Raw genomic sequence first — 24,084 nt, 5'->3', positions numbered from 1 at the left:
GTCAGCCAGTAGGCAATCAGACCGCGCCCTGGTTGTGCGGCTCGATGCTCGCCGTCGGATCGGCGCCGGCGTCGGCGGCCGGCTCGACCGGACCGGGGCCGGGCTCCGAGCCCGACCCGGCCGCGGTGTTGCGGGAGGACCGCTCGGGGTCGTTGACGTCGGTGGCGGTGGGGGCCTGGCCGATGCGCTTCACGCTGTCGCCGGTGCCGGTGTATTCGAGGCCCTCGCCCTGTTCCCCACTGTCCTGCACGCCCTGCTCCTCGCGGATGCCGGGGGCAGGCGCGCCACTGGCCACAGCCGGGCGGACCATGCCGTCGTAGTTGTAGACCAGCCGGGTCTGCCCGTCGGTCTCGCGCGTGGCCGTGGTGCGGATGTAACGGTGGACGTAGGCGTCTATCTCGAGTTCCACCAGGGCCGCGCCGGCCGAATCGAACTGGTTCCCGTCGCGCGGGCCACCGACGAGGACCGCTTCCTGTGACTCCGTCATGGCGGCCGCGTACCCGGCAAGCAGCCGTTGATACCTACCCGGACGGGTGTCGGTCAATCTGTCCGTCCGGCCTGCTCGACCACGTCGGCCTCCGCCCCCTCGTCCGTCGCGGCGGTGACCGGACCGGCGTCGCCGGCCGTCTGCTCCTGCTCGACGGCGTCACCCTCCGGCGCGTCGTCCAGCATGTCGATCGGATGTTCCGCGTCGCTCATCGTCGTGATCCCCTCAGAGATGTGCCACCGGCGGCGCGCATACCCCAGGACGGCCCGAACCAACGCCTGCCGTTCCCCCGGGCGTTTACTCAGCTCCGGAACGGTAAGTCAGGCCACCGAAGTCACCCTGCGACGAACAGAAAGGACTGATGACATGTCCGACCAGGAGAACAAGGCGGGAGCGAAACAGGGCTCCCTGGCCGGCAGCGACGCTCATCCGGAACGAGCCCAGGGCGAGCCCGGCATCACGCCGGAGGCGACCGCGCGCCCCACCCACGGCGGCGCCCCCGGAGATCAGCCGGCGCGCTCCCTGCCCGACGAACCGCTCAAACCCCAGGACTGAAGGACAGGCAAGGGGGCGGCACCAGATCGAATACTCAGTTTCCAACCCTTACCCCCGTACGACATCCACGTCACCATGCCGGCTGACCCCCGCATCCGGGTCATTGCCGAACGGCTCATCACCGACCCCGCGGACTCCCGCGAACTCGTCGCCGGGGCCGACCACACCCACGCCGGCCTGCGGACGCTGGCCCGGCACCTACCGGCCAGCCTGACGTAAGTCGTCTTGATCGAGAATTTCTTAGGTGATACTTTCGACGAGTTCGAGAGGGGAGATCGCTATCACGGCACAGGACACAGACGCCCCAGGTCCCCGGCCGTCGCTCGATTCCGAGCTGACCTGGCTGTTGCATCGAGCGGCCCAGCACATGCACAGCGCGACCGGCGAGCAGGCCGAGAAACACGGACTCACCCTGCGCGAATACATCGTGCTCAGTGCCCTCGACAAGACCCCCGGCCTGACCCAGGGCGAACTCGGCAAAACCCTGAGCTTGGACAAGTCCACCCTGATGAGCCAGCTCGACCGGCTCGAGCGCCGGGACTTGGTGGTTCGCCACAACGCTCCCCATGACCGTCGCCTGCGCATCCCGGTGATCACCGAGAGCGGTGAGGCCCTGCGGGCCAAGGTGGCCGAGACCAGCGCCGCGGTCGAGGCCTCGGTGCTCGACGGGTTCAGCGAGGACCAGGTCGCGTCCTTCCGCCAGATGCTCTTCGCCATCATCGGCGACAGCGAAGACCCGGGCTCCTGCCTCTGACGTCCTGCGTCACGGCGCGGCCCCACGGATAGCGTGGGCGGATGAGTATTGATCCCGTGGCGCACAACCGCGTGGCCTGGGACAGCGTGCCGCTGCGGACCGTGCTCGGCGACATGCGCGACCTGTCCGCGTTCGCCGAATCCTCGTTCGATCTGGTCTTCAACCCGGTCTCGAACCTGTTCATCCCCGATCTGGCCCCGGTCTGGTGGGAATCCTTCCGGGTGCTGCGACCGGGCGGGACGCTGCTGTGCGGCTTCCTCAACCCGGACGTCTACCTGTTCGACCACGAGGCGCTGGACCAACGCGGCGAGTTGGTGGTCCGGCACAAGCTGCCGTACAGCGACGTCACGCACCTGTCGGCCGGGGAACGCGAGCGGCTCTTCGGCGCGGACGCTCCGCTGGAATACGGCCACAGCATGGGCGAGCAGCTCGGCGGCCAGCTCGCCGCGGGCTTCGTCATCACCGGGTTCGAGGAGGCACCACACCACTCGGACGCCACCGCGGGCTGGCTGCCCGGCTACTTCGCGACCCGCGCCGTCAAACCATGACGGACTGAAGGCACGAGCGAGTGGTCCGATGCGATTCACCCGAAAGGCGGCCACCAGGCCCGAGGCGGCTTCCGCCGGTACCCGTTCGGGACCGTTGACGGACTCTCCTACCGGCCCGTGGATACGCCTGCGCGTCTTAGGCTCACCCAAATGATCAGGATGAGGTTCCCCGCGGCCGGGATGGCCCGGGTCGGCGCGGCGCTCGCGGTCGGTGGGGTGCTCACCCTGGCCGCGGCCGGCTGCGCGGGTCAGGTGAGCGACATCGGACCGGCGGATGCGCAGTCGCTCGCCTCGGCCGAAGCCGTGCCGGATCCGCGGCCGTCCGGCGCACCACAGATCCACCCGCGCTGGCGCGCATGTGCCGGCGAACCGTCCATGCGGCCCCAGGACGAAGGAAACAACGCCGCGCCACTCCCGCAGTTCGCCGGTAGCTTTCACCCGGTGGCCGCCGTCAGGTGCCGGGAAGACACGCAGCGACGCCCGGACGGTGGCACCGACTCGATCGCCGTCGAGGACCGCGCCGATAACGTGGCAGCCCTGCTCGCCGCGCTGCGCCTGCCCGACGCGCCACCGCCGTCACCCCCGTCACCGGAGCCGCCGACCGGCGATGTGCCACCGGATCCGGATCTGATCTGCACCGCGGATGGTTATTTCCCACCGCGGTTGGTGCTGCTCGACGGACAAGGCCGATGGGTGCGCCCCCGGATTCCCCTCGACACCTGCGGCAAGCCCCTCGCCGCGGCCACCGCAGCCCTGGACAAGCTGCACTGGACCCGGGTCACCACCCGGGTAGTCGGCGAGGTTGAGTCAGCCGAAGCCGCCGCGAGCGGATGCGATCAGGTTCAGACCGACATGGTCTGGTTCACCGGCGTCTACCCGCCCACCTGGCAGGGCGATCTCGTCCCGCCGGCCGGCGACGCCGCATCGGTACGACTGTGCGTCTACCAGGTGAAGGCGAGCGGGCGGGACAGCGAGAAGCCGCAGGGCGACTTCGTCTCCGGCGGCATGCTGCCGGCCGGCCGGTGGGCAGCCGTCAGGCGAGCGGTCCAGATCTCCGGAGAAGCGACACCATGCACCACCCCGGCCAACCGGTTCGCCCGGCTGGAAACCCCGCGGGGCGACATCTACGTGGAACTCGACGGTTGCCGGCGCCTCGTCGCCCCCGGCGTCTTCGCCGGCGACGGAACCACCGGCGACACGATTTGGCAGGCACCAACGGACTTGCCCGCACTGCTCACCAAGCCATAAGTCGTCATGCGGTCGGCACCGGGCCGGCCGAGCGGCGGACCGCTTCCATCGCCAGCGACGTGTACGGCTGCCCGAGATAGGCCGTGAGCAGAACCATCAGTTCGGTGAGGGCCTGCTCGTCGAGACCGGTGCGGCGGGCCAGACCGAGATAGGTGGACAGGCGTACGTCGGTCACGTTCTGGGCGACGAGTGCGGCGATGACGGCGATGCTGCGGTCGCGGTCGGTCAGGTTCTGGCCCTGCCAGCCGGGTCCTCCGGCGGCCTCGAACGCCTCCCGGGTGAACACCGCCCCGGCGCGTTCGTTCATGATGCGTTCGGCCTCGGTGGGGGCCACTGCGAAGTTACGGGCGTAGACCTCACGTCCGGCAACGGCTCGGGCGCTCATCTCCATGCTGTCACTTCCTGCCGCGAGTGGGAGGGATGGAAGGCGGGGCTCAGACCGGCTGCAGCAGAGGAATCCCCTCGTAGGAGCCGAGGTCGTGGGCGGGCACGATCTGCATCAACCCGTCGACCGCGATCATCCGCCCCAGGCCTTGCCGGAGCTGTTCGGGATCACTGTCGGCGAGTTTGCTCAGCAGCCAGGGGCGTTCGACGCGGCGGCGGATGCCGTCGATCTGCCAGGTGAGGTCGCCGATGAAGGCATACCTCCGGCCGCTGGGCAGGACGACGAAGACGATGACCGAGCCGGTGGTGTGTCCGCCGGCCAGGGCGATGACCACGGAGCCGTCGCCGTGCACGTCGTAGCTCGACGCGAAGCCCAGATAGGGCCGGGCCTCGAATCCGTACTGGTGAATCTCGTGACCCTCCGAGACGCTGCGGAAGACTTTGCCGTCCGGGTCGCTGGCCGCATATGCGCGTTCGTTGGCGTTCATCCAGATCGGAGTGTCGCGCAGCCCGTCGAGCCCGCTGACGTGATCCCAGTGCGAGTGGGTCGGCAGCACACCGAGCAACCGGCGGCGGTCGTAGCCGGCGGCGTCGAGCTGAGTGCTGACCGTCTGACCCGTTTCGTAAGGCGCACGCACGAAGCGGGGCAGCATCGCGATGTGCGCGGCGACCCCGGCCCCGAAACCGGCGTCGATCAGCAGATCGCCCTGCGGGTGCCGCACCAGCACCGCCGACGAGGCGAAGTGCCGCTTGTCGCCGAACGATCCGCCCTTGACGGCCAAGGCCGCACGAGTCACGTAGGTGCCGGTCGGCAGGTGATGGATGGCCAGCTCCGCCGGCGGAGAGGCCTCGGGCAGCGGCTGGGTCCACGGAACGGGTGCGGGGAGAGGTGCCATACCGAGACCGTACGACCCGAGAACTTCTCAGTCAAGACGTTCTCAGGCGAGAATACTGCGATCGTCAAGGTTGGAACGTCTCCCTGATGGCCCGATCCAGCGGCCGCCCTGAGACGGGCTCGATGAACAGGTCGGCCAGCAGCAGGTCGGCGAGGTACGTCAGATCGGTCCCCGACTCCTTGCCGCCCAGCGCCTGCAACGCCCCGCCCAGCTTGAGCGAGGCCCGCACCGCGCCGGCCGGCAGGCGGACGACCCGGCGGCCCCGACCGGCGGCCGCGGCGATCCGGCTGATCATCTCGGACCATGCCAGGTTCTCATCGGCCACCGGGATGTCCTGGCCGCTGCTCCGCTCGAGCGCGTCCGCCGCGACCTCGGCCACGTGGCGGGCCGAGGTGACCGCGGTCCCGCCGGGCGGAGCGACCAGCGGCGAACGGGACCGGACCCAGCGGTCCAGGGCGGGCGCCCAGTTCGGCCGGCGGTCGCCGGCCCGGCCGAACACGAAGGGCAGTTCCAGGACGGCGACCGGCATCCCGGCGGCCACCCTCGCCTCCCGGGCCTGCTGCACCCGGCAGCGGATGTAGACGTGCCGCTCCGGGAGGCGCCACTGCGGATGCAGCCGATCGAAATACGTGTAGTACGAGCCCATGATGACGCCTCGGGTGAGGCCGGCGTCCCGGGCCGCGGCGAACAGGCGTACCACCGGCTCCACCATGTCTCGGCGGAACGCCGGGTAGATGGGCCGGCGTAGCGGCCTCTGCTCGTCCGTGCGGGCGGCGAAGACCACGCCGTCGTGCCCGTCCAGCACCAGCCGCATCTGCTCGGCCGAAGCTGTCCCCAGATCGAGCCGGTGGTCGACGCCGGGCGCCGCCGCGCGAGCCACGCTGGTCACCGCGTGACCGCGTTCGCGCAGCACGCCTGCGACATGAGCCCCGATGAGACCACTTCCGCCAACGACGAGAATCCGCATCCCTCATCGTCCACGAAGGACCGAAACGGCTGTCAAGCCGGATCGCCGGGTCACAGCATCGTGAGCAGACCGCCGTCGATGACGAAGTCGGCGCCGGTGACGTTGGCGGCTCGGGCACCGGCCAGCAGCAGCACCAGATCGGCCACCTCGTCGGGGCGGGTGAACCGTCCGGTGGCCGTGCCGCTGACGGCACCCTTCGCGACGTCGGCCGGGTCGATGTCGCTCGCGCCGGCGACCGTCTCGGCTACGCCACCGGCGCCGATCCACAGGTCGGTGCTGACCGGGCCCGGGCTGATCGTGTTGACACGTACGCCTTGCGGGCCGACCTCTTTGGACAGCGACTTCGCGAAGCTGGCCAAGGCGGCCTTGGCCGCGCTGTAGTCGATGACCAGCGGATCGGGCAGCGCCGCGTTGACCGAGCCCACGACGACGATCGACCCCGCGTGCTCGATCAGCGCCGGCAGCGCGGCCCGGGTGGTGCGGACCGCGCTGAGCAGGTTGAGGTTCAGCGAGTCCAGCCACTGCTCGTCGGTGACCGACAGGAAGCCGCCGACCCGCGGGTGCACCCCGCCGACGTTGTCGACCAGGATGTCGAGGCGGCCGTCGAGAAGGTCGAGAGCCGCCTCGATGAGCCGGGCCGGGCCGTCGGGGGTGCTCAGGTCGGCGTTGACCGGCCGCACCGCGCCGGTCGCGGCCAGCTCGGCGAGCTCCGGTGTGGTCGTGCGGGCTCCCGCCACGACGGTGACGCCTTCGGCCACCAGGGCCCGGGTGGTCGCGAGTCCGATGCCTTTGCTGGCGCCGGTGACCACCGCTGTCCGGCCGGACAGTTCGAGATTCACAGTCAAAGTCCTTTCCGTGTACGGGGTACCGCGCCCGACCGTGCGGGCGCGATACCCGTGGTTGCCGGTGGAGGTCAGCGCAGGAAGGTCAGCAGGACCCGGGTCATCTGCTGGGGGTGTTCCTCGTAGATCCAGTGACCCGAGTCGGCGATCACCTTCCCGGTGACGTTGGTGGCGTACTGGCCCACCTGGGTTTCCAGCGACTTGCCGAGGCTGCCGCTGGCGCCGACGGCTAGCACCGGCATCGTCAGCTTGGTCCTTTTGTTGACCGCGTTGTCCTTGACGTCCCTCGGGAACGCCCGGAACCAGGCGAAGCTCGCCGCGAGGTGCGCGTCGTCGCGCAGGTAGGACGCGAACTCCCGGACGCTGCGGTCGTCGACGCCACCCTTCTGGATCTCCAGCTGATCGATGAAACCGTCCACCCACAGCCGCTCGCGCCCGTCGACGAGCTTTTCCGGCAGGCCGTTGGTCAGGCTGAAGAAGCCGAAGTTCCAGACACTGGCGCCCCGGGGGTTCAGCGCCGGGAACGTATAGATGCTGCTGTCCGGGATGGGCGCCTCGCTCAGGACCAGCTTGGTGACCTCTTTGCGGTACGCGGCCGCGTAGGCGTAGGCCACCATCGTGCCGATGTCGTGACCGACGAGCCGGATTCCCTTGTTGAGCCCCAGTTTCACGAGCAACCCGTGCAGATCGGCGGCCATCGTCTTCTTGTCGTACCCGCCGGCCGGGGCGTCGCTCCTGCCCGCGCCGCGCAGGTCCGGCGCGATGACGGTGTAGTGCTTGGCCAGCTCCGGCAGTTGGTCGCGCCACTCGTACCAGGTCTGCGGGTAGCCGTGCACCAGCATCAGGACCGGGCCGTGGCCGCCGCGCACGTAGTTGATGCCGACGTCGCCGACGCGGACCTTGCGCTCGGTGAAACCGGCCGGGACGCGGGGTTCGGCACCGGTGCGGACCGCCGCCGCGGCTGAGGGCGGACGGTGCGGGGCGGCCGCGGCCGCCGGGGCGAAAAGGGTGCCGGCGACGACCAGCGCGGCCACGGATCCCAGAAGTTTCACAGGCCCTGCTCCTTCAGCCAGGTCAGCGACGTGTCGGCGACCTCGCGCCAGCCGCTGTCGATGGTCAGTGAGTGCCCCTTGGCCGGGAAGTCCACGATGTCGGTGACCGCGTGCGAGTGGCGGTATTGCTGCAAGGTGGCCCGGACGACGGTTTCCGGCACCGTGTGGTCCTTGCCGCCGGCCATCAGCAGCAGCGGGCCGCGCGACTCGTTGCCGGTGTCGACCTTGGCCGGCGAGTGGGGGTTGAAGTTGGCCGCCGCGGCCTCGAACAATGGCTGACCCGGCGCCGGGATCGACCACCGGTCGAACAGCGCCCGGGACTCGGACTCCTCGACGGCGTTGGCGAAGGCGTACCGGAACTGCTCGGCGGTCAGCGACACCGCCTTGTGCTTGTTGGCCGGGTTGCGCAGCACCGGGAAGCCGGACCGCAACGTGGACAACGGCAGCGGCAGGACTCCCTTGATCTGTGCCGCGTCGACCGCGACCGCGGCCACGGCCAGGTCCTGACCGAGCAGCTTCTGCGCGATCATGCCGCCGAACGAGTGGCCCACGAGGATCGGCTTGCTGTCCAGCCGCGCGATGAGGCCGGCGTAGTGCTCGACGACGTCGTCGATGCCGTGCCCGGCGACCAGGTCGGGCTGGGCCCGGGTCGCCTCGACGGTGTCCTGCTCCCCGGGCCAGCCCGGCGCGGCCGGCGCGTACCCGGCCTCGGTGAACAACTCGATCCAGGGCTGCCACGACGTGGCGTGCAACCACAGACCGTGAATGAAGAGAACCGGTGTGGCCATGGTTTCTTTGTCCTTCCCGCTCAGCTGTCGCCTCACGGTAGGAAGATCTTGTTGACAAGCTGTGCGCATCTGGTGGTGCCCGGCGTTTGTTGCCGCGGTGCCGCCCGGCCCGCACAGATCGCCAACACGAACGCCCTAGGTTCGTCCGCGTGGGAGACACACGCGGGGCGACGAGTGGTCCGCGGGTCGCGGTGGTGACCGAGGCGACCACCGCGCTCGGCCGGGCGATCAGCTTGGCGCTGGCTCGGGCCGGCTATGCGGTACTGGGCTCCGGACGCACGCCCCGGGTCGGCGAGCTGGTGATGCGCAGGATTCGCGACCAGGGCGGAGATGCCGTTTTCCTCAGCACCGACCCGGATTGCGAGGACGCCACCGCCGCGTTCGTCGCCGAGGCGGCGGCCCGGCACGGCCGCCTCGATGTCGCGGTCAACAACGCCGGCGCCGCCTTGGACGAGGGCCGGCTGGCCGACGTCCGCACCGAGGCCGTGGAGCAGATGTTCCGGCTCAACGTGCTGACTGTCTTCTGGGCCATGAAGTACCAGATCCGGCAGATGCTCGCCCAGGACCCGGCCGGTGGCGTGATCCTGAACCTGGCCACCGCCGCCGGGGTCGACGGCGTCCGGTTCTCGGCCGGGTACTCCGCGACCAGACACGCTGTGGTGGGTCTCACCCGGTCCGCGGCCCTGGAGTACGCGGTCGACGGCATCCGCGTTCTCGGCTTCGTCCCGGCGTCCACCCAGCACGCGCCTCTGGCCGGAGCGCCCGCCGCCTGGGCCCGGAACAACCCGCAGATAACCGGATTCCGCCCGGCGGACCGGCGCGAGTGGCTGGACGGCACCGCCGCCGCGATCGTCCGGCTGGCGGCGCCGGAGGCGGCCTTCATCACCGAGACCGTCGTGCGTGTCGACGGCGGGCACGGGCCGGCCACGCCACCGCCTTCACCGTGACAGCCAGGAGCGATACGGTGGCCGCACATGATCGAGGAGGACCTGGTGGCATCGGATCAGATGTGGTTCTCCATCCTGGGACCGGTCCGCGTCTGGCGCGACCGGCACGAGGTCGACCTGAGCACGCCGCAGCACCGGGCCGTGCTGACCGTGCTGCTGATGGCCGCCGGACGACCGGTCAGCATGGCCGAGCTGATCGACGTGACCTGGGGCGACAATCCGCCCGGCACCGCCGTCAACGGCATTCACCGCACCATCGGCATGCTGCGGCGTCTGCTCGAGCCGTCGCTGACCGCCCGCGAGACCGGCCGCTGGCTGGTCCGCGCCGGTGGCGGCTACCGGATGGCCGTGGACGCGCGCAGTCTCGACCTGCTGCGTTTCCGCGAGCTCGTCGAGCAGGGCCGGGCCACCCGCTCGGTGGATCCGTTCGTCGATGCTCTGATCCTGTGGCAGGGCTCGCCGGGCTCCGGGGCCGAGGTCCGCGAACGCCCGGCCGCGATCGCCATCGACCGGGAGTATCAGGCCGCGGCCGGTGAGGCGGCGGACCTCGCGCTGATCAGCGGCACCGCGGAGCGGGCGATGGCCACGGTCCGGCAGGCCGCGGACCGGTATCCGCTGGACGAGGCGCTCCAGGCCCGGGTGGTGCTGCTCCTGGCCGGCATGGGCCGTCAGTCGGAGGCGCTGGAGGTGTACCGCGAGGTCACCCAGCGGCTCGCCGAGGAGCTCGGTGTCGACCCCGGGTCGGAGCTGCGGGCGGCGCAGAGCCAGGTCCTTCGGCAAGCCGTCCCCTCGGGCCGGCCGGCCCCACCCGCGCCCACGGCGCGGCCCGCGCAGCTGCCGCCGGATCTGGCGGTGTTCGTCGGCCGGCGCACCGAGCTGTCCGACGCCTCGACGCTGACCGCCGGATCGGCTCCGGTCATGACCATCAGCGCCGTGGGCGGCATGGCCGGCATCGGCAAGACCACGCTGGCCGTGCACTGGGCCCATCAGGTCGCCGATCGTTACCCCGATGGCCAGCTCCACGTGGACCTGCGCGGCTTCGACCCGTCCGGGCAGGGCATGGATCCGGGCGACGCGCTGGCCTACCTGCTCACCTCACTCGGCATGGACCCGGCGCAGATCCCCACCGGCCTGGCGAATCAGACCGCGGCGTTCCGCAGCCTGATCTGGGGCCGGCGCATGCTGCTGCTGTTGGACAACGCCCGCGACGAGGAACAGATCCGGCCGTTGCTGCCCGGATCACCCGGCTGCCTGGTCATCGTGACCAGCCGGCGGCACCTGTCGGGACTGGTCGCCGTGGAAGGGGCCGTTCCGCTGGCTCTTGGTCCGCTCGACGCGGCCGAAGCCCGGGACTTCCTCAGCCGGCGGCTCGGCGCCGACCGGATCACCCGGGAGAGCGAGGCGGTGGACGCGATCGTCGACCTCTGCGCCGGCCTGCCGCTCGCCCTGGCCATCGTCGCGGCGCGGGCGGCGCTGCGCGGTCCCCGCATCCCCCTGGCCACACTCGCCGCCGAGCTGCGGCGTTCGCACGGCACGCTGGACGCCTTCGCCGGGCCGGCCTCCTCGATCGATGCTCGCGCGGTCTTCTCCTGGTCCTACCAGGCGCTCAGCGACCGCGCGGCAGCCATGTTCCGGCTGCTCCCGGTCCACCCCGGACCCGACGCCGGCAATCCGACGCTGGCCAGCCTGGCCGGCGTAACCCCGGCCTCGGCCGCCGCATCCATGGCCGAACTGCTGGATGCCAGCCTGCTCGGCGAGGGCGCCCCCAGCCGCTACCGCAGCCACGACCTGCTGCGCGCCTACGCCGCCGGGCTCGACGACGACCGCCCGCGCGCCCGGGAACGCCTGCTCGATTACTACGTGCACTCGGCCTACGCCGCGAACCGCATGTTGCGTCCCCATCGGCCGCCGATCACCCTCGAGCCGGCCGTGGCCGAAGTGACCGTGGTCGTGCCGGACAACGAGGCGGACGCCCATGCCTGGCTGGCCTGCGAGGAACAAGCTTTGCTGTCGATGGTGGACGATGCCGCGCTGCACGGCTACGACCGGCGAGTGGTGCAGTTGGTGTGGTCGCTGAGCACGTTGCCGACCCGGGTGGAGACAGACCTTCATCTGTTGCAGGTCGCCTCGGCGGCGGCCGATCGGCTCGGCGACCGGCCGATGACGGCCCGGCTGGAGATGGGCCTGGCCCGGGTCTACCATCGCACCGACGACACCGGCAGCATCCTGCGGCATTACGAGCGGGCGCTGAAGCTTTACGTCGACCTCGGCGACCTGGCCGGGCAGGCCCTCGTGCATTTCCAGCTGGGCAACGCGTACGAGCGCATCGGTCGCTACCCGGCCATCGCCGTCCAGGTCGAACGGGCGCTGAAGCTCTATCGGGAGATCGGTGACCGGGACGGTGAGCTCAGTGCCCTCTCCGCCCGGAGCTGGGCCCAGCTCCGGCTGGGTGAATACCGCGACTCCATCGACGGCGGCCACCGGTTGCTGCAGCGGCTCCGCGACACCGACGACCCCGAGATCACGGCCGGCATTCACGACACCATCGGGTACGCCCATCACCTGCTGGGCGAGCACGATGTCGCCCTGGTCCACTTCGAGAAGTCGCTCGACCTCTTGCCGGTTAGCATGGACCAGACCAGCCACGCGGCGATCGTCGCCCATCTCGGCGATGCCCGGGCCGCACTGGGCGACCGCTCGGCCGCTGTCGCCGCCTGGCAACGGGCACTCGACCTCGTCGACCACACCAACCCGCCCATGGCCGACGAGCTGCGCGTCAAGATGGAAGCGAACCTGACCGGCCCGGCGCGTTGAAAGCCTCCGGAGTGGGCGGCGGACCGGCCACCGTGAGGTCGACGGCCGCCGCCGCGGTGAGGACCGTCCCGAGGTCGAACGCGGCCGGTGCCTCGTCGGCGTCGAGCACCGCGGTGCCCGCAGCCGCGAAGAACCCCTCGATCCCAGCCGGGGCGAACATGACGGCCAGGCGCGAGCCGGCGGACCGTACGAGATAGGAATGCGGGACACCCCGCGGCCCGAAAGCGACCTGCCCGGCCGTGAGGTCGTGCCGCTGCTCCCCGACGAAGAACGAGATCTCGCCGTCGAGCAGCACCCACACCTCGTCCTCCCCGCCGTGCACATGCAACGGCGGTGCGTGCCCGATCGTGTCATCGAACTGCATGACCGTGAGCGCCCCCTTGGTCGCCGACCCCGGAATCAGAACGCGGGCCTTGCCACCGAGGAACCAGAAGGTCTCCGCGCCCGCCGTGGGTTCGTTCATGTGCTGTCTCCTTCTCGTTGGCGAAAGACGCCGGCTTCGCGACCAAGCTCCGCCGCTCGCCTCTTCCGCCTCACGGTAAGAAGATCTTGTTGACCAACAGTGCGCGTTCAGTGGTGCCGCAGGTGAAACACAGCCTCAACGGCCCCGCTGCGCCGACCTCGCGGCGTGACCCGGCTGCCGCAATCCCCTGAGTGATCAGCGTCCGGGCAGTCTCCAGCATGTTGGCCGGCGCCATTGTGCGCTGGGTGCGTACGACTGTGCGCCCGGTGCTGACGACAAGGCAGCCCGGCTGGCCGAACATCAGGCGCACACGGCTGCGTCGACGACGGGGGATCCGATGATGATGAAGGTCAAGGCACCAGCGATGTTCGCGATCGCGTTGAGTGCGATGTTGTCGCTGATCGTCGGCGCCGTCGTGGTGCCGGCGTCGCCGGCCTCGGCTGACTCGTCCGATCGGATCATCTGGAGTACCTACAACGGCAACTGTCTCGACCAGCATTACCGCGACGGCGAACCGACCACGACCGTCTACGCCTGGGGGGACTGCCACCGCCAGAACAATCAACGTTGGTGGTTGGAGGACAAGGGCAACGGCACCTTCAAGATCAGGAACCTGGCCAGCAAGTGGTGCTTGTCGGCCCCCGAGAACAGCGGCAGCAAGGTCTTCGCCGAGCACTGCGTGGACGGGGCCCGCAAACAGCTCTGGGGCCGATCGGTCTCGGTCTACGGCTTCTACGTCCTGGCCGTCCAGCGCCCCGGCGCCAGCTGCATGTACATGCATACCGCGACCGAATTGCGGGTGGTCCCCAACAAGATCCCGTCCGAATGCCGTGGCGACCTGAGCACGTACAACTGGGGCATGCACCTCGCCTAGCCGGCCGGGATCCGGGCGTAACCTATCGCGGCCCGGACCGCCTCGGCGCGAGCCCGCGGTGCGATCGTCGCGGTGTCCAGTACGAGCGCCATGAACCTGAGCCTGCCAGCGGCGGCGCCGCGGCACATCGCACGAACGGCGAGGAATCACCTCGCGCACAACACCTCGGACAGGCCGGTGATGTCGAGGACCTGCTGCACCATGCCGTGGCCGTTGACCACGGTGAAGCTCCGACCGGCCGAGGTCGCTGCCTCATAGCCCGAGACCAAGCCGGCCACCACGTGGGAGTCGATGAACCGCGCACGGTCCAGGTCCACGATCACGTCCGTGATGCCGGGGCGCCGGCTTGCTTCGGCCAGGGCGCCGGAAAGCGCGTCGCCGATGCTCATGTCGAAGTCGCCCGCCAACTCCAGACGCAGGACGCCGGTCGGTCCCTCCAGCGAGAGGATCGTAAAGAGTGAGGTAGTCACAACCGGCATGTCTAGCACGGGGGTATGACATTGCTCGTCGTCGGCGTTCAGCCCGGGCGCGGCGACGGGAACGACGCCCAGATGTGTTTCGCGTTGTCGGTCTTGTACCAGCACAGCTCCTGAGCCAGGGAGAGGACGATGTGCAGGCCACGCCCACCGGCACTGAACTGCCCGGAAGCGACGACCGGTCCAGGCGGGTTATGGGGGTCGTGGTCGCTGACGTCGAGGAGGTAGCAGTCGTCGTCACGGAGAAGCCGGACCGTGATCGGTGGCAATCCGTGGCGCAGGGCGTTGCCGGCCAGCTCGGTGGCTACCAACTCGATCCGTTGCACCAGGTCTTCCGGCACCGGGTGCGGCTGGTCGGCGAGGACCCGGACGACTTCGGCCCGGATCCGCCGGAGATCCTGGTCGCTGTGCAGCTCCCAAGCGAACAGCAGGCGGCTGTGCGGGGGAAACGCAAGCAACCGCAAAGCACTCATTGCCGCAAACTGCCCTCATCACGATCGTGGGAAACTTGTCGTCCTCATCGAACGTGATGATTTTTCAGGTTGAGCGGGGATCTCGAGTTCGAGAACGAGGGCCCCGGCGCTGTCGAAGCGCCGGGGCCCAGGGTTATGGGACTGATACACCATCTACCGACATGAACGCCGGATTGTCATTTCCACACCAGCCCTGAAAACGGGGTTCGGGTGTGAGGACCGCATAAGCGTGACCGGAGACCACCTCTCGTTCGATGGAAACTGCGGTGTCCGCGCCCAACCTGTCAAAACGGCCAGGAACGGGCGATCCAACGGTGTAAGACCCTCCCTTTCCTCTGACTTCTCTTCCCACGTGCCGCTCGTCGGTGCTGGAACCCCACGCAACTTCATGGCCCCGAACACGTACGACGAACTCTTGCCACCTGCGACGAAGCCCCGAATCCCACCTCGGCCCCGCCACCTGTCACACCCGGACCACACACCAACCCGTCCGGGAACTACTCAACTGCAGGCGCACTCACCATCTGTGCGCGTGAGCCGGGGCGTTGTCGGTCCGGCTCCTTCGCCTCAGCAAGGCGGTGTTCCGTACGCGTCTTTTCTCCTACTTCGTTCTCGACAAGAAAGAATCTAACCGGCGGTCGCGAGAATGTCTAGTACGTTGAACCTAGATTTTCTGGTCCGAGGTGACCTGACTGCGAAGCCCGCCCCGTACCTGCTTCGACCGGCCAGGTTCGGCTCCGATCCGCGGCCGATCTGCTGGCTCGGCGAGTGTCGGCGCCGGCGGTGGTGGTACGGGTGTCGCCGTGCCCCCCGTACCAGTCCAGGACCAGCAGGCACGCATCGTCGGGCAGTGCGGGTCCGGCCACCTCGAGCACGAGGTCACCGAGCACACGGACGACCTCGCGCGGGTGCAGCCGAGCCAGTTCCCGCAGGCGGGAAGGCAGGTCGAGAGCGGCGGCGCCACGCTCCAGCATGCCGTCGGTGATCAGGACCAGCCGATCACCGGCCATCAACCGAAGGCGGTCCGGCCGATACGGCTTGTCCGCCAGCACACCGAAAGGCCGGTTGACGTCCAGAGCCACGGACAGCACCTGTTCGCCGCGAATCAAGTAGGGCATGGGGTGCCCGGCGTTGACCACATCGAGCAGCCCCGTCGCCAGGTGCAGACGGCCCAGCAGCCCGGTGGCGAACAGCGACCCGGCCGGCCGGTTGCCGATGATCGCCTGATTCGCCGCCTGCGCCTGCTCCGGCAAGGTCGCGCCGCGACGACGGGCATTACGCAGCCCACTGACGCACAGTGTCGCGGTCAACGCACTGTCCACCCCGTGACCGACAGCGTCGGTGATGCTCAGATGGAGCACGTCGCGAGCGAGGCTGTAGTCGAAGGTGTCGCCGCCGATACTGGCCGCGGGTTCCAGCCACGCCGACAGGGTGAACGAGTCGGCCTCACAGGTGAACGCCTCGGGCAGCAGCCGCCGCTGAATCTCCGCGGCCAGGGTGAACGGCGTCGTCCGCTGACCCCACTCGAACAGGTCGGTGTGCCGGCGATTGGCAATCACGACGAACGCCAGGGTGTGCGCGGCCAGCGACAAGCGCCGGACAATCGCCTCACCCGGCGCAGCGGACAGCGCGATCTCCAGCAGTCCGATGGCCTCGCCGCGCTGGGTGACGGGCGCCCGAACCACGAACCGGTCACCGACCTGCTCGACCAATGCCTGCTGCGCGCGTAGCGCCTGCTCCTGCGGGCCCCCGTCGAACGGCATCAGCTGAGCGACGTCCCGGTCCTGCCTGCGGCCGCCGGCCGGCTCGCCGATCGGGAGGTGAACCAGCCGTACCAAGGCGCGACCGCTCATGTCGGCCACGAGAAACGACACCCAGTCCGCGTCCAGGCTGCTGCCGATGGCGCGGGTCACTGCCTCGACCGCGTCGACCGGGGCGGCCCTCTCCACCGCCAGCAGTACATTGTCGAGCTCGGTACCGCTCATCGCGCTGTCGGTCACGCGAGGCAGCATATGCGGCATCGATCAGCGGCAGCGGATCCGAGTTCACTCAGGCCGTGAGGTCGAGGCGGCCCGCCGCGGTGGTCAGGCCAGAGCCCGCCTGAGGTTTCACTTCCGAACGGTATCGGGAGCCGCCTGCCGGACACCGATCAGATTGCCGAAGGGGTCGAGCAGCTGGCAGAGCCGCTCACCGGTCATGATGGTTTTCGGTCCGCGGTGGGCGGTCGCGCCATGCCGGCCCCACTCGGCGACCACCGCGTCGACGTCCTTGACGTCCCAGTAGGCGACGCAGCCGGCCGGTCCGCCGGTGTTGAACTCGTCGAACCGGTGCAGGGTCAGGCTGCTCGGGCCGAGATCGAAGCGGGCCATCTGGGCGGCCTGCAGAGCCGGCGGGACGCCCAGCCGCTCGGTGTACCAGGTGGTCGCCGCGACCAGGTCGGGCACGAAGCAGAAGACGTCGGCGACAGTGCTGAACGGGCTTTTCATGCGGGCTCCCCGAGGTGCTGGACGACGTTGTGCACGTGATGTGGGACGGCGACGGTCAGAAAGCGCTGCCAGGTAACCGTGTCGGCGAGCGCCTCGACCCGCCGGCGTACCTCTTCGTCGAACGGCGTCTGCCGGTTCGTGCGCTGGTCGAGGAACTCGGTCCAGGAGGCCACCCGGTAACGCTCGACCAGCTGATCCGCGTCGACGGCGTCGCTGAGCAGCACCCACTGCGTCGCGCCGGTGCGCAGCCGGCTGGTCCGCAGCTCGGCGATCGCCCGCACGAAGTCGTCCCGGTGCTCAGGTCGCACGTGATAGCGGACCAGGACCTCCACCGGGTCGTCGGGCGAGATCGCGCCGACGAAGGTCGCCTCCGGCAGCACACCGGCCGGGACCGCCGTCCGGTCGCCGACGTCGGTGCGGCGCAACGGCAACCACACACCGGCCACGGTCGTGGCGACCAGCAGGACCCCCGCGACGGTGAAAGCGGGGCCCAGCCCGATCCAGGTCGCGACCGCGCCCCAGAGGGCGGCGCTGCCGGCGAACGTCGCGAACAGCACCATCTGGTAGACGGCCAGGGCGCGGGCTCGCACCCAGTCCGGCAGGAACGCCTGCACGCCGGCGTTGAGGCCGGCGATCACGGCGATCCAGGCGACGCCGACCGGCACCAGCAGGGCGACCGCCACGCCGACGTCGCGGACCAGGGCCAGCCCGATCAGCCCGGCGCCGTAGACCGCGCCCGCGACGGTGAGCCTCGCGGATCCCGACAGCCGGTTCTGCACGAGTGGCATCAGGACCGCACCGGCGACCGCCCCGGCCCCGGCCGCACCCAGCAGCACGCCATAACCGGCCGCGCCCAGCCCCAGACGGCGCTCGGCCAGCGGCGCCAGCAACGCCCAGAGCACGTTGGCGGGCAAGGCGAACAGCACCAGCCGGAGCAGGATGCGGCGTACCGCGGGCGAGTTCAGCACGTAGCGGCCACCCGCCTCGAAACTCGACAGCGATGCGGCCTTCATCGCGGAGCTGTTCGCCGGCCGGCCACCCGGGGTGAACAGGAGCGCGACAGCGAAGAGCAGGAAGCTGATCGCGTTCAGGGCGAACAGCCACGGCACGCCGAGGTGGGCGAGCAGCAACCCGGCGATGGCCGGGCCGACCGCCCGCGCGAGGTTGACGCCGAGCGAGCTGAGCGACGCGCCCGGGCCGAGCTCGGAGCGGGGCAACAGGTCGGACACCATCGCCTGGTACGCCGGCAACTGGGCGGCCGCCCCGCAGCCGAGCAGGAACGTGAACACCAGCAGCACCTCGGGCGAGGTGCGTCCGGCCGCGGTGAGCAACGCCAGGATCCCGGCGATCACCGCCTGCACGCACTGGGTGGCCAGCAACAGCCGCCGGCGGTCCAGGAAGTCGGCGACCACACCGGCCGGGATCACCAGCAACAGCACGGGAATGCTGGAGACGCTCTGTACCAGGGAGATCAGCAGGCTGGAGCTGTGCTGCTCGACGAGCAGCCACTGGCCGGCCACGGTCTGCATCCAGGTGCCGACGTTCGCGACGAAGGCGGCGATCCAGACCGCCCGGAACACCGGGTGCCGCAGCGGCGCCCAGGCACCCGCCGCGGTGGTCATGCCAAAGCCTGCCGGAGGAAGGTCAGCGTCCCCTCGACGGCGTGCTCCAGGTAGCCCTCCGCGTGCTTGGTGCCGGGGATCAGCTGAAGTGTGCTGGCCACCCCGACGTCGGTGAGCGCCTGTTGCATCGCCACCGGATCGCTGACCGGCACGAACTCGGCCAGCGAGTTGGCCAGGTAGACCGGACCGGCCGACGCGACGGCGTGCCGGACGGTCGAGGCCTGGGGCAGCAGGGACCGGTCGCCGCCGACCTCCTGCAGGATGCACCAGCGCAGGAAGGCGTCGTCCCGGCCGGTCTGGTTGATGTCGGCGCTGCGCATGGCGTCCAGGTCCTGCGTGGTGGGTGTGGCCGCCACGGTGGCGTCGGTCGCCTCGATGAACGCCTCGAGGTTGAAGATGCCCGACCAGCTCGCCGCCGGCCGGCCGGTGGCCAGACCGGCTTCGATGACCAGGTTGCCGCCGGCCGATCCGCCGAGAAAGGCCAGTCGGTCGCGGTCGAAGGCGTACCCGGAGGCAATCGCCCAGTCGGTGGCGGCCAGGATGTCCTCGCGGCCGGCCGGGAACGGGTGGTCCGGAGCGAGGCGGTAGTTGGGCACGAAGACGAGGTAACCCGCGTCGACCAGGATCGTCGCCAGCTTCTGTTCCTTCGACTTGTCGCCGCGAAACCAGCCGCCACCGTGCACCAGCACGATGGCGGGGCGGGTGGCGGCCGGGTCTCCGTAGACGTCGAGGACTTGTTCGCTCGCCGAGGCGTACGGGATGTCGTGGTCCATGTCCTCACCCTGCCTCCAGGGCCGGTGAGTGGCATCGGTACAACGACTGACGCAGCCGCGGGTCGTCGCGGGGCGCCTCGGCGGGAATGCCGACGGCGATGTCGGGCCCGCCGTCTCACGATCAGGCGACGCTGAGGTCTCCGGTCGTCGACGAGCGTCCGGGCTTCCTGGTGGCGTGCGCGTCGGCGAAGGACCAGACGGTCTCGATCAGCGCGTCGGGAGTCTCGATCTGCGGCAGGTGACCAGTTCCGGGGAGCAGCGTGAACTGTGCACCGGGAATGGCGGCGGCGTAGGCCCGGCCGAAAGCGGTGTCGCCGATCCGGTCGGCCTCGCCCCAGACGACCAGGGTCGCAGTGGTCACCCCGCTCAGCCGGTCGGCCAGCGTCGGGTCGGTCATCGCCCGCCCGGCATACACCTCGAGGGCGGTGCGGTTGCCGGCCATCGCCTCGCGGATCTGCGCGGGCAGCTTGGCCGGGTCGACCCCGTACGTCTTCGGGTCGTGGTAGCTGCGGGCGGCGAGCCCGGCCGGAGTGAGGGAGAAGAAGTCGGCGACCGGGTGGCCGGCGACCTCGATGCCGACCGCGTCGACCAGCACGTAGCTGCTGACCCGAGGTGAGCGCAGCAGAGCCATCTCGGCGGCGATCCAGCCACCGATCGAATTCCCGATCACCGTGACGTCGTGCAGATCAAGGGCGTCGAGCAGAGCGACGTACGTCGCGGCCAGCCCGGCGATCGAGTCGAGCCCGGCGGGACGCGGGGTGGCGTTGAAGCCCGGGTGAACCGGGGTCAGCACACGCGCAGGCTTGGCCTCGGCGAACCGGTCGGCCCACGCGGTGACGGTGAGCGGTCCCCCACCGCCGTGCAGCAGCAGAACGGGGTGGCCCTGGCCGCGCTCGGTGACGGTGAGCTCGACAAGGCCGGCTCCGGGGACGGTGAGCGAGTGAACGGACATGCGAGGGCTCCTTGCAACGGGCGACTATAAGGAACCTTAGAACAGGTTCCTTATATACGCAACCTTGCTATAGGCTCCCCCGGTGAGTTCCTCCCTGCAGCAGGTCGGTTTGGCCGTCAAGCGCCTCCAATGGCAGCACCACCGCGAGGCCAATCGGCGCCTTGCCTCACTGGGGCTGTCGCTGGTGCAGTGGGACACCCTGCGCCACCTGCACGCCAATCCCGGCGCCTCGCTGCATCGACTGGCCGAGCTGACCTTCCAGACCGACCAGTCGATGGGTGAGCTCGCCAAGCGAATGGTGGACCGCAGTCTCATCGAGCGCGTCGAGGGACCGGGCCGCAAGGTTCAACACCAGCTCACCCCCACCGGCGACGAGCTCCGGCAAGCCGGCGGCGAGGCCGTCGACGGCGTCCTCGCCGACTCACTCGGAAAGCTCACCGCCGACGAGCGCGAGACCCTGCACGCCTTGCTGCTCAAAGCAGCGGAACTGCCCTGAAACAGCGCAGTCACCCCCTCAGATGGTCACGACGACCTTGCCGATGGACGAGCCGGACCCGGTGCCGACCAGGTGGTGCGCCTCGGTCATCGTGGCCGCATTCAACGGCCCCAGCCGCGTGACCAGGGTGCTGCGCACCTGGCCCGCTTCGACCAGCCGGCCCACCTCGTCGAGCAGGCGGCCCTGGTAGTCGTCCTCGGGCGCGTACATCGGCCGGGTGAACATCAGCTCCCAGTGCCAGGCGATGCTCTTCGCCTTCAACGGCTGGACGCTGTCCACCTCGTCGATCGCGACCACATGCCCGAACGGCTTGAGCAGGCGGGCGAACTCGCCGACGTTCGCGGCCGAGTGCGGTGAGAACACGTACTCGACACCGTCCGGCCGCAGCCGCAGCACCTCGCGGGCCAGTCCCTGGTGGTGGTCGACCACCTCGTCGGCGCCCATGTCGACGGCCCAGCGCGACGATTCCGGACGCGACGCCGTACCGATGACGGACAGCTTGGTCCGCGTCTTCGCGAGTTGAGTGACCATCGAGCCGACGCCGCCGGCGGCGCCCAGAACGACGATCGTGCCGGTGCTCTCCGCGGTCAGACCGAGGTGGTCGAAGAGGGCCTCCCAGGCGGTGATCGTGGTGAGCGGCAACGCCGCGGCCTGCGCCATGTCCACGGTGGAGGGTTTGCGACCGACGATGTTCTCGTGCACCGCCTGGAGTTCGGCATTGCTGCCCGGCTTGCGGATGTCCCCGGCGTAGTAGACCTCGTCGCCCGGCCGGAACCGGGTGACCCGCGGCCCGACCGCCTCCACCACGCCGGCCGCGTCGTAGCCGAGGATCTTCGGGTCGCCGCCGGTGGGCCCCCGGCCGGCGCTCTGCACGTCGACCGGGTTCACCGAGACGGCGTGGACCCGCACGAGCAGGTCGTGCGGACCGGGCTGGGGGTCGGGCACCTGCACGTCGACCAGGTGATGGGCGGCGGAGACGGCGACAGCACGCATGGGATCTCCTCTCTCAGGGGTTGCTGATCACGCAACCCGGCCGGATCCGGCCGGGCATCTCCCGGTCAGGCGCCGGCCCAGTCGGTCGAGGCGGCGGCGGCCTGCTGCGGCTCGATCTCGGCCAGCCGCTCGCGCAGGGCGGCCGTCACGAACTTGTACGCGTCGGAGCCGAGCACGAGACGCATCGGGGCCGGGTGCTGGTCGGCGCTCTCGATGATGCGGGCGGCCATCTTCGCCGGGTCGCCCAGCGGTGGCCGGCTCCGGTCCTTGGCCCCGCGGACCATGGCCGCCGGAGTGCCGTCGTAGGCGCCCAGGGGTTCGGCGAGCTGGAGGCTGTCGAACCGGAACTCGGTGCGGGCGCCGCCCGGCTCGACGATGGTCATCTCGATGCCGAACGGGGCGACATCCTTGGCGGTGCCCTCGATGAAGCCCTCGATCCCCCACTTGCCGGCGTGGTAGAGCGACGCCCCCGAGTTGGTCGCCTGACCGCCGTACGTGGAGATCTGGATGACCCGGCCGCTGCCCTGGGCCCGCAGGTGCGGCAGGGCCGCGCGGACCACCTGGATCGAGCCGATCAGATTGGTGTTGATCTGTGCAAGGACCTGCTCGTCGGTAAGCTCCTCGGCTGCGCCGAACAGGCCGTAGCCCGCGTTGTTGACCACCACGTCGATGCGGCCGAGCTCGGCGAAGGCCCGATCGACCGTGGCCCGCACGTTCGGCAGGTCGGTGACGTCGAGGTTCGCCACCCAGAATTGCTCGCCGTACTTCTGCCGCAGGTCGTCGACCGAACCGGTCCGGCGGATCGTTCCGGCGACTCGGTCGCCCCGCTCGAGCAGCTGTTCGGTCAGCTGCCGGCCGAAACCGCTGTTGACGCCGGTGATGAACCACGTCTTGACTGCCATGTCAGTTCCTTTCGAGGTGTCCGGTGACCAATCTTCCCGGGGACCGCGGTGGTCGGCAGATCCCCGTTGTTCCTGGTAGCAGCAGGGACAGGCACCGGCAGGTGACTGCGTCTACCGTGGCGATCATGGGTAAGGACACTGCGCTGGGCGACTTCCTGCGGGCTCGCCGCGAGCTGGTGACCCCGGCCGAGGTCGGACTGCCCGGCCAGGGACTACGGCGGGTGCCGGGGCTGCGCCGCGAGGAGGTCGCGATGCTCGCGGGGATCAGCGCCGAGTACTACCTGCGTCTGGAACAGGGCCGCGACCGTACGCCGTCGGCCCAGGTCGTGCAGGCGCTGGCGCGGGTCCTGCAACTGGATGCGGAAGGCACCGCCTACCTGAGCGACCTGGCCCGCCCGAGGGTCCAGCGCTCCCGGCCCCGCCCGGCCGAGCGGGTGCCGGCGGGGGTGGAGATGCTGCTGACCACGCTGAACGTGCCCGCCTTCGTGGTGAACCGGTACCGCGACGTGCTGGCGGCCAATCAGCTGGCCGTCGAGCTCTCGCCGTTGATGCGGCCGGGCACCAACCGGCTGGTGGTGCTTTTCACCGATCCGGCCGCCCGGGCCTACCACCCGGACCTGGACGACAACATCGGCAACGTGGTGGCCCAGCTCCGGGCCGAGATGGGTAGCGACACCGACGACCCGCGCCTGCAGTCGCTGATCGGCGAGTTGTCGCTCAAGAGCGAGCAGTTCCGCAAACTGTGGGCGCGGCACGACATCCACCGCGGAGGCAGCGAAACCGGCGTCATCAACCATCCGACCGTGGGCGAACTACGGCTGCGCCGCGAGAAGCTCGCGCTGATCGGCAGCGAAGGCCTGCAGTTGGTGATCTACCACGCCGAGCCGGGCACCCCCGCAGCCGACCGTCTCACCCTGCTGTCGACGCTGGCCGCATCGACCGACCAGCACGTCAGGGAGCACGAACAGGGCTGAGGGCGGCGCAACTACTTCATCGAGTGCACGCCGGCAGTCCTAGCTGCCCAGCGGGATCCCGGTGAGCTGGGCGAGTGCACCGAGCAGGCTCCTCTGGAACTGCTCGTCGGCGGCGGCCGCATGGGGTTCTTGCCGCCGCTGATGGAACCAGTAACCGCCGGTCGTGCCGGCCCGAGGGTCGTCGCTCGTGGCGAGCCACTCCTGGGTGAGGTGCCCAAGACGCAGGTCGTCGGGGGCACCGGGACCGCCCATTTTGGTGGGCACCCACCCCGGGTCCACAGCGTTGCCGGCCACCGCTCGTACTGCTTTCCCTGGGAC

Annotated in this window: 29 protein-coding genes; 10 read left to right on the top strand and 19 right to left on the bottom strand. The window is 70.0% G+C overall.

Features of this window, described 5'->3' with window-relative positions; genetic code table 11:
- Positions 1-16: 16 nt before the first annotated feature.
- Both NAG42_RS25940 and NAG42_RS25935 read right to left on the bottom strand, forming a co-directional pair.
- A complete protein-coding gene (locus NAG42_RS25940; RefSeq protein WP_250033769.1) occupies positions 17-487 on the bottom strand; it encodes a hypothetical protein in 471 nt (156 codons plus the stop codon).
- 53 nt (positions 488-540) lie between these two features.
- Entirely contained in the window at positions 541-699 is a 159-nt protein-coding gene (locus tag NAG42_RS25935) for a hypothetical protein (protein ID WP_250033766.1), read from the bottom strand.
- Positions 700-853: 154 nt separating this feature from the next.
- On the opposite strand from NAG42_RS25935, the gene NAG42_RS25930 reads away from it, so the two are divergent.
- From NAG42_RS25930 to NAG42_RS25910, 5 genes are all read left to right on the top strand, one after another.
- A complete protein-coding gene (locus NAG42_RS25930) occupies positions 854-1,042 on the top strand; it encodes a hypothetical protein (protein WP_250033764.1) in 189 nt (62 codons plus the stop codon).
- 75 nt (positions 1,043-1,117) lie between these two features.
- Positions 1,118-1,261: a hypothetical protein gene (locus tag NAG42_RS25925; protein ID WP_250033762.1), complete on the top strand. Its 144-nt coding sequence runs from the start codon at positions 1,118-1,120 to the stop codon at positions 1,259-1,261.
- Positions 1,262-1,409: 148 nt separating this feature from the next.
- Positions 1,410-1,796: a MarR family winged helix-turn-helix transcriptional regulator gene (locus NAG42_RS25920; protein WP_250033759.1), complete on the top strand. Its 387-nt coding sequence runs from the start codon at positions 1,410-1,412 to the stop codon at positions 1,794-1,796.
- 41 nt (positions 1,797-1,837) lie between these two features.
- Positions 1,838-2,344: a class I SAM-dependent methyltransferase gene (locus NAG42_RS25915; RefSeq protein ID WP_250033756.1), complete on the top strand. Its 507-nt coding sequence runs from the start codon at positions 1,838-1,840 to the stop codon at positions 2,342-2,344.
- Positions 2,345-2,494: 150 nt separating this feature from the next.
- A complete protein-coding gene (locus tag NAG42_RS25910) occupies positions 2,495-3,592 on the top strand; it encodes a hypothetical protein (RefSeq protein ID WP_250033746.1) in 1,098 nt (365 codons plus the stop codon).
- Positions 3,593-3,596: 4 nt separating this feature from the next.
- Here NAG42_RS25910 and NAG42_RS25905 read toward each other — a convergent pair whose 3' ends face one another.
- The 6 genes from NAG42_RS25905 to NAG42_RS25880 form a co-directional block, all read right to left on the bottom strand.
- Positions 3,597-3,983, bottom strand: coding sequence for a carboxymuconolactone decarboxylase family protein (locus tag NAG42_RS25905; RefSeq protein ID WP_250033744.1), 387 nt, complete (start codon positions 3,981-3,983; stop codon positions 3,597-3,599).
- 43 nt (positions 3,984-4,026) lie between these two features.
- Positions 4,027-4,872 (bottom strand): MBL fold metallo-hydrolase, encoded by an 846-nt coding sequence (locus NAG42_RS25900; protein ID WP_250033742.1) that lies wholly within the window; start codon positions 4,870-4,872, stop codon positions 4,027-4,029.
- Between the two features lie 64 nt (positions 4,873-4,936).
- Complete coding sequence (locus NAG42_RS25895) at positions 4,937-5,839, bottom strand: NAD-dependent epimerase/dehydratase family protein (protein ID WP_284045895.1); 903 nt, start codon at positions 5,837-5,839, stop codon at positions 4,937-4,939.
- A 50-nt stretch (positions 5,840-5,889) separates the two neighbouring features.
- A complete protein-coding gene (locus tag NAG42_RS25890; protein WP_250033740.1) occupies positions 5,890-6,678 on the bottom strand; it encodes an oxidoreductase in 789 nt (262 codons plus the stop codon).
- 74 nt (positions 6,679-6,752) lie between these two features.
- Positions 6,753-7,733 (bottom strand): alpha/beta fold hydrolase, encoded by a 981-nt coding sequence (locus tag NAG42_RS25885; protein ID WP_250033738.1) that lies wholly within the window; start codon positions 7,731-7,733, stop codon positions 6,753-6,755.
- A complete protein-coding gene (locus NAG42_RS25880; protein WP_250033736.1) occupies positions 7,730-8,521 on the bottom strand; it encodes an alpha/beta hydrolase in 792 nt (263 codons plus the stop codon). The genes NAG42_RS25885 and NAG42_RS25880 overlap by 4 nt, the downstream gene beginning before the upstream one ends.
- Before the next feature lie 149 nt (positions 8,522-8,670).
- Here NAG42_RS25880 and NAG42_RS25875 point away from each other — a divergent pair, with 149 nt between their 5' ends.
- Positions 8,671-9,468 carry an SDR family NAD(P)-dependent oxidoreductase gene (locus NAG42_RS25875; protein ID WP_250033734.1) on the top strand — a complete coding sequence of 266 codons (798 nt, stop codon included), beginning with the start codon at positions 8,671-8,673 and terminating at the stop codon, positions 9,466-9,468.
- Between the two features lie 27 nt (positions 9,469-9,495).
- Positions 9,496-12,282, top strand: a complete 2,787-nt coding sequence (locus NAG42_RS25870) for an AfsR/SARP family transcriptional regulator (RefSeq protein WP_250033731.1) — start codon at positions 9,496-9,498, stop codon at positions 12,280-12,282.
- On the opposite strand, the gene NAG42_RS25865 is transcribed toward NAG42_RS25870, so the two are convergent.
- Positions 12,245-12,745 carry a cupin domain-containing protein gene (locus tag NAG42_RS25865; protein ID WP_250033728.1) on the bottom strand — a complete coding sequence of 167 codons (501 nt, stop codon included), beginning with the start codon at positions 12,743-12,745 and terminating at the stop codon, positions 12,245-12,247. The genes NAG42_RS25870 and NAG42_RS25865 overlap by 38 nt on opposite strands.
- A gap of 337 nt (positions 12,746-13,082) precedes the next feature.
- On the opposite strand from NAG42_RS25865, the gene NAG42_RS25860 reads away from it, so the two are divergent.
- On the top strand, positions 13,083-13,619 hold the full coding sequence (locus NAG42_RS25860) for an RICIN domain-containing protein (protein WP_250033726.1): 537 nt from the start codon (positions 13,083-13,085) through the stop codon (positions 13,617-13,619).
- A gap of 146 nt (positions 13,620-13,765) precedes the next feature.
- Here NAG42_RS25860 and NAG42_RS25855 read toward each other — a convergent pair whose 3' ends face one another.
- From NAG42_RS25855 to NAG42_RS25825, 7 genes are all read right to left on the bottom strand, one after another.
- Positions 13,766-14,098 (bottom strand): STAS domain-containing protein, encoded by a 333-nt coding sequence (locus tag NAG42_RS25855; protein ID WP_250034531.1) that lies wholly within the window; start codon positions 14,096-14,098, stop codon positions 13,766-13,768.
- A gap of 38 nt (positions 14,099-14,136) precedes the next feature.
- Positions 14,137-14,568, bottom strand: a complete 432-nt coding sequence (locus tag NAG42_RS25850) for an ATP-binding protein (RefSeq protein ID WP_250033723.1) — start codon at positions 14,566-14,568, stop codon at positions 14,137-14,139.
- Between the two features lie 650 nt (positions 14,569-15,218).
- Complete coding sequence (locus NAG42_RS25845; RefSeq protein ID WP_250033722.1) at positions 15,219-16,568, bottom strand: PP2C family protein-serine/threonine phosphatase; 1,350 nt, start codon at positions 16,566-16,568, stop codon at positions 15,219-15,221.
- Between the two features lie 108 nt (positions 16,569-16,676).
- A complete protein-coding gene (locus NAG42_RS25840; protein ID WP_250033720.1) occupies positions 16,677-17,054 on the bottom strand; it encodes a VOC family protein in 378 nt (125 codons plus the stop codon).
- Entirely contained in the window at positions 17,051-18,676 is a 1,626-nt protein-coding gene (locus tag NAG42_RS25835; RefSeq protein ID WP_250033719.1) for an MFS transporter, read from the bottom strand. Before NAG42_RS25835 ends, NAG42_RS25840 begins: the two co-directional genes overlap by 4 nt.
- Complete coding sequence (locus tag NAG42_RS25830) at positions 18,673-19,449, bottom strand: alpha/beta hydrolase (RefSeq protein WP_250033717.1); 777 nt, start codon at positions 19,447-19,449, stop codon at positions 18,673-18,675. Before NAG42_RS25830 ends, NAG42_RS25835 begins: the two co-directional genes overlap by 4 nt.
- 121 nt (positions 19,450-19,570) lie before the next feature.
- The gene (locus tag NAG42_RS25825; protein ID WP_250033716.1) at positions 19,571-20,401 is read right to left on the bottom strand and encodes an alpha/beta fold hydrolase; all 831 of its coding nucleotides are present in this window, start codon (positions 20,399-20,401) and stop codon (positions 19,571-19,573) included.
- An 82-nt stretch (positions 20,402-20,483) separates the two neighbouring features.
- Between NAG42_RS25825 and NAG42_RS25820 the strand changes: the two genes are divergently transcribed.
- Positions 20,484-20,897 (top strand): MarR family winged helix-turn-helix transcriptional regulator, encoded by a 414-nt coding sequence (locus NAG42_RS25820; protein ID WP_250033713.1) that lies wholly within the window; start codon positions 20,484-20,486, stop codon positions 20,895-20,897.
- Positions 20,898-20,915: 18 nt separating this feature from the next.
- Here the strand turns inward: NAG42_RS25820 and NAG42_RS25815 are convergent, their stop codons facing one another.
- A complete protein-coding gene (locus NAG42_RS25815) occupies positions 20,916-21,890 on the bottom strand; it encodes a zinc-binding alcohol dehydrogenase family protein (protein WP_250033711.1) in 975 nt (324 codons plus the stop codon).
- 65 nt (positions 21,891-21,955) lie between these two features.
- A complete protein-coding gene (locus NAG42_RS25810) occupies positions 21,956-22,792 on the bottom strand; it encodes an SDR family oxidoreductase (protein ID WP_250033710.1) in 837 nt (278 codons plus the stop codon).
- Between the two features lie 125 nt (positions 22,793-22,917).
- Between NAG42_RS25810 and NAG42_RS25805 the strand changes: the two genes are divergently transcribed.
- On the top strand, positions 22,918-23,766 hold the full coding sequence (locus NAG42_RS25805; RefSeq protein ID WP_250033707.1) for a helix-turn-helix domain-containing protein: 849 nt from the start codon (positions 22,918-22,920) through the stop codon (positions 23,764-23,766).
- Between the two features lie 39 nt (positions 23,767-23,805).
- Here the strand turns inward: NAG42_RS25805 and NAG42_RS25800 are convergent, their stop codons facing one another.
- Positions 23,806-24,060 (bottom strand): Rossmann-fold NAD(P)-binding domain-containing protein, encoded by a 255-nt coding sequence (locus tag NAG42_RS25800; RefSeq protein ID WP_250033706.1) that lies wholly within the window; start codon positions 24,058-24,060, stop codon positions 23,806-23,808.
- Positions 24,061-24,084: the final 24 nt, after the last annotated feature.

Origin of the sequence: Paractinoplanes maris (assembly GCF_023544465.1) — a bacterium.
GTDB classification, from domain to species: Bacteria; Actinomycetota; Actinomycetes; order Mycobacteriales; family Micromonosporaceae; genus Actinoplanes; species Actinoplanes maris.
The sequence above is the reverse complement of the archived record's forward strand: the minus strand, read 5'-3'. Positions and strand labels throughout refer to the sequence as shown.

Coding starts and splice junctions, on each gene's coding strand:
- NAG42_RS25860 (WP_250033726.1), top strand. CDS start 13,083: ATGATGATGAAGGTCAAGGCACCAGCGATGTTCGCGATCGCGTTGAGT.
- NAG42_RS25855 (WP_250034531.1), bottom strand. CDS start 14,098: ATGCCGGTTGTGACTACCTCACTCTTTACGATCCTCTCGCTGGAGGGA.
- NAG42_RS25815 (WP_250033711.1), bottom strand. CDS start 21,890: ATGCGTGCTGTCGCCGTCTCCGCCGCCCATCACCTGGTCGACGTGCAG.
- NAG42_RS25915 (WP_250033756.1), top strand. CDS start 1,838: ATGAGTATTGATCCCGTGGCGCACAACCGCGTGGCCTGGGACAGCGTG.
- NAG42_RS25880 (WP_250033736.1), bottom strand. CDS start 8,521: ATGGCCACACCGGTTCTCTTCATTCACGGTCTGTGGTTGCACGCCACG.
- NAG42_RS25805 (WP_250033707.1), top strand. CDS start 22,918: ATGGGTAAGGACACTGCGCTGGGCGACTTCCTGCGGGCTCGCCGCGAG.
- NAG42_RS25905 (WP_250033744.1), bottom strand. CDS start 3,983: ATGGAGATGAGCGCCCGAGCCGTTGCCGGACGTGAGGTCTACGCCCGT.
- NAG42_RS25835 (WP_250033719.1), bottom strand. CDS start 18,676: ATGACCACCGCGGCGGGTGCCTGGGCGCCGCTGCGGCACCCGGTGTTC.
- NAG42_RS25850 (WP_250033723.1), bottom strand. CDS start 14,568: ATGAGTGCTTTGCGGTTGCTTGCGTTTCCCCCGCACAGCCGCCTGCTG.
- NAG42_RS25865 (WP_250033728.1), bottom strand. CDS start 12,745: ATGAACGAACCCACGGCGGGCGCGGAGACCTTCTGGTTCCTCGGTGGC.
- NAG42_RS25830 (WP_250033717.1), bottom strand. CDS start 19,449: ATGGACCACGACATCCCGTACGCCTCGGCGAGCGAACAAGTCCTCGAC.
- NAG42_RS25810 (WP_250033710.1), bottom strand. CDS start 22,792: ATGGCAGTCAAGACGTGGTTCATCACCGGCGTCAACAGCGGTTTCGGC.
- NAG42_RS25825 (WP_250033716.1), bottom strand. CDS start 20,401: ATGTCCGTTCACTCGCTCACCGTCCCCGGAGCCGGCCTTGTCGAGCTC.
- NAG42_RS25925 (WP_250033762.1), top strand. CDS start 1,118: ATGCCGGCTGACCCCCGCATCCGGGTCATTGCCGAACGGCTCATCACC.
- NAG42_RS25935 (WP_250033766.1), bottom strand. CDS start 699: ATGAGCGACGCGGAACATCCGATCGACATGCTGGACGACGCGCCGGAG.
- NAG42_RS25920 (WP_250033759.1), top strand. CDS start 1,410: ATGCACAGCGCGACCGGCGAGCAGGCCGAGAAACACGGACTCACCCTG.
- NAG42_RS25900 (WP_250033742.1), bottom strand. CDS start 4,872: ATGGCACCTCTCCCCGCACCCGTTCCGTGGACCCAGCCGCTGCCCGAG.
- NAG42_RS25910 (WP_250033746.1), top strand. CDS start 2,495: ATGATCAGGATGAGGTTCCCCGCGGCCGGGATGGCCCGGGTCGGCGCG.
- NAG42_RS25940 (WP_250033769.1), bottom strand. CDS start 487: ATGACGGAGTCACAGGAAGCGGTCCTCGTCGGTGGCCCGCGCGACGGG.
- NAG42_RS25870 (WP_250033731.1), top strand. CDS start 9,496: ATGATCGAGGAGGACCTGGTGGCATCGGATCAGATGTGGTTCTCCATC.
- NAG42_RS25930 (WP_250033764.1), top strand. CDS start 854: ATGTCCGACCAGGAGAACAAGGCGGGAGCGAAACAGGGCTCCCTGGCC.
- NAG42_RS25840 (WP_250033720.1), bottom strand. CDS start 17,054: ATGAAAAGCCCGTTCAGCACTGTCGCCGACGTCTTCTGCTTCGTGCCC.
- NAG42_RS25895 (WP_284045895.1), bottom strand. CDS start 5,839: ATGCGGATTCTCGTCGTTGGCGGAAGTGGTCTCATCGGGGCTCATGTC.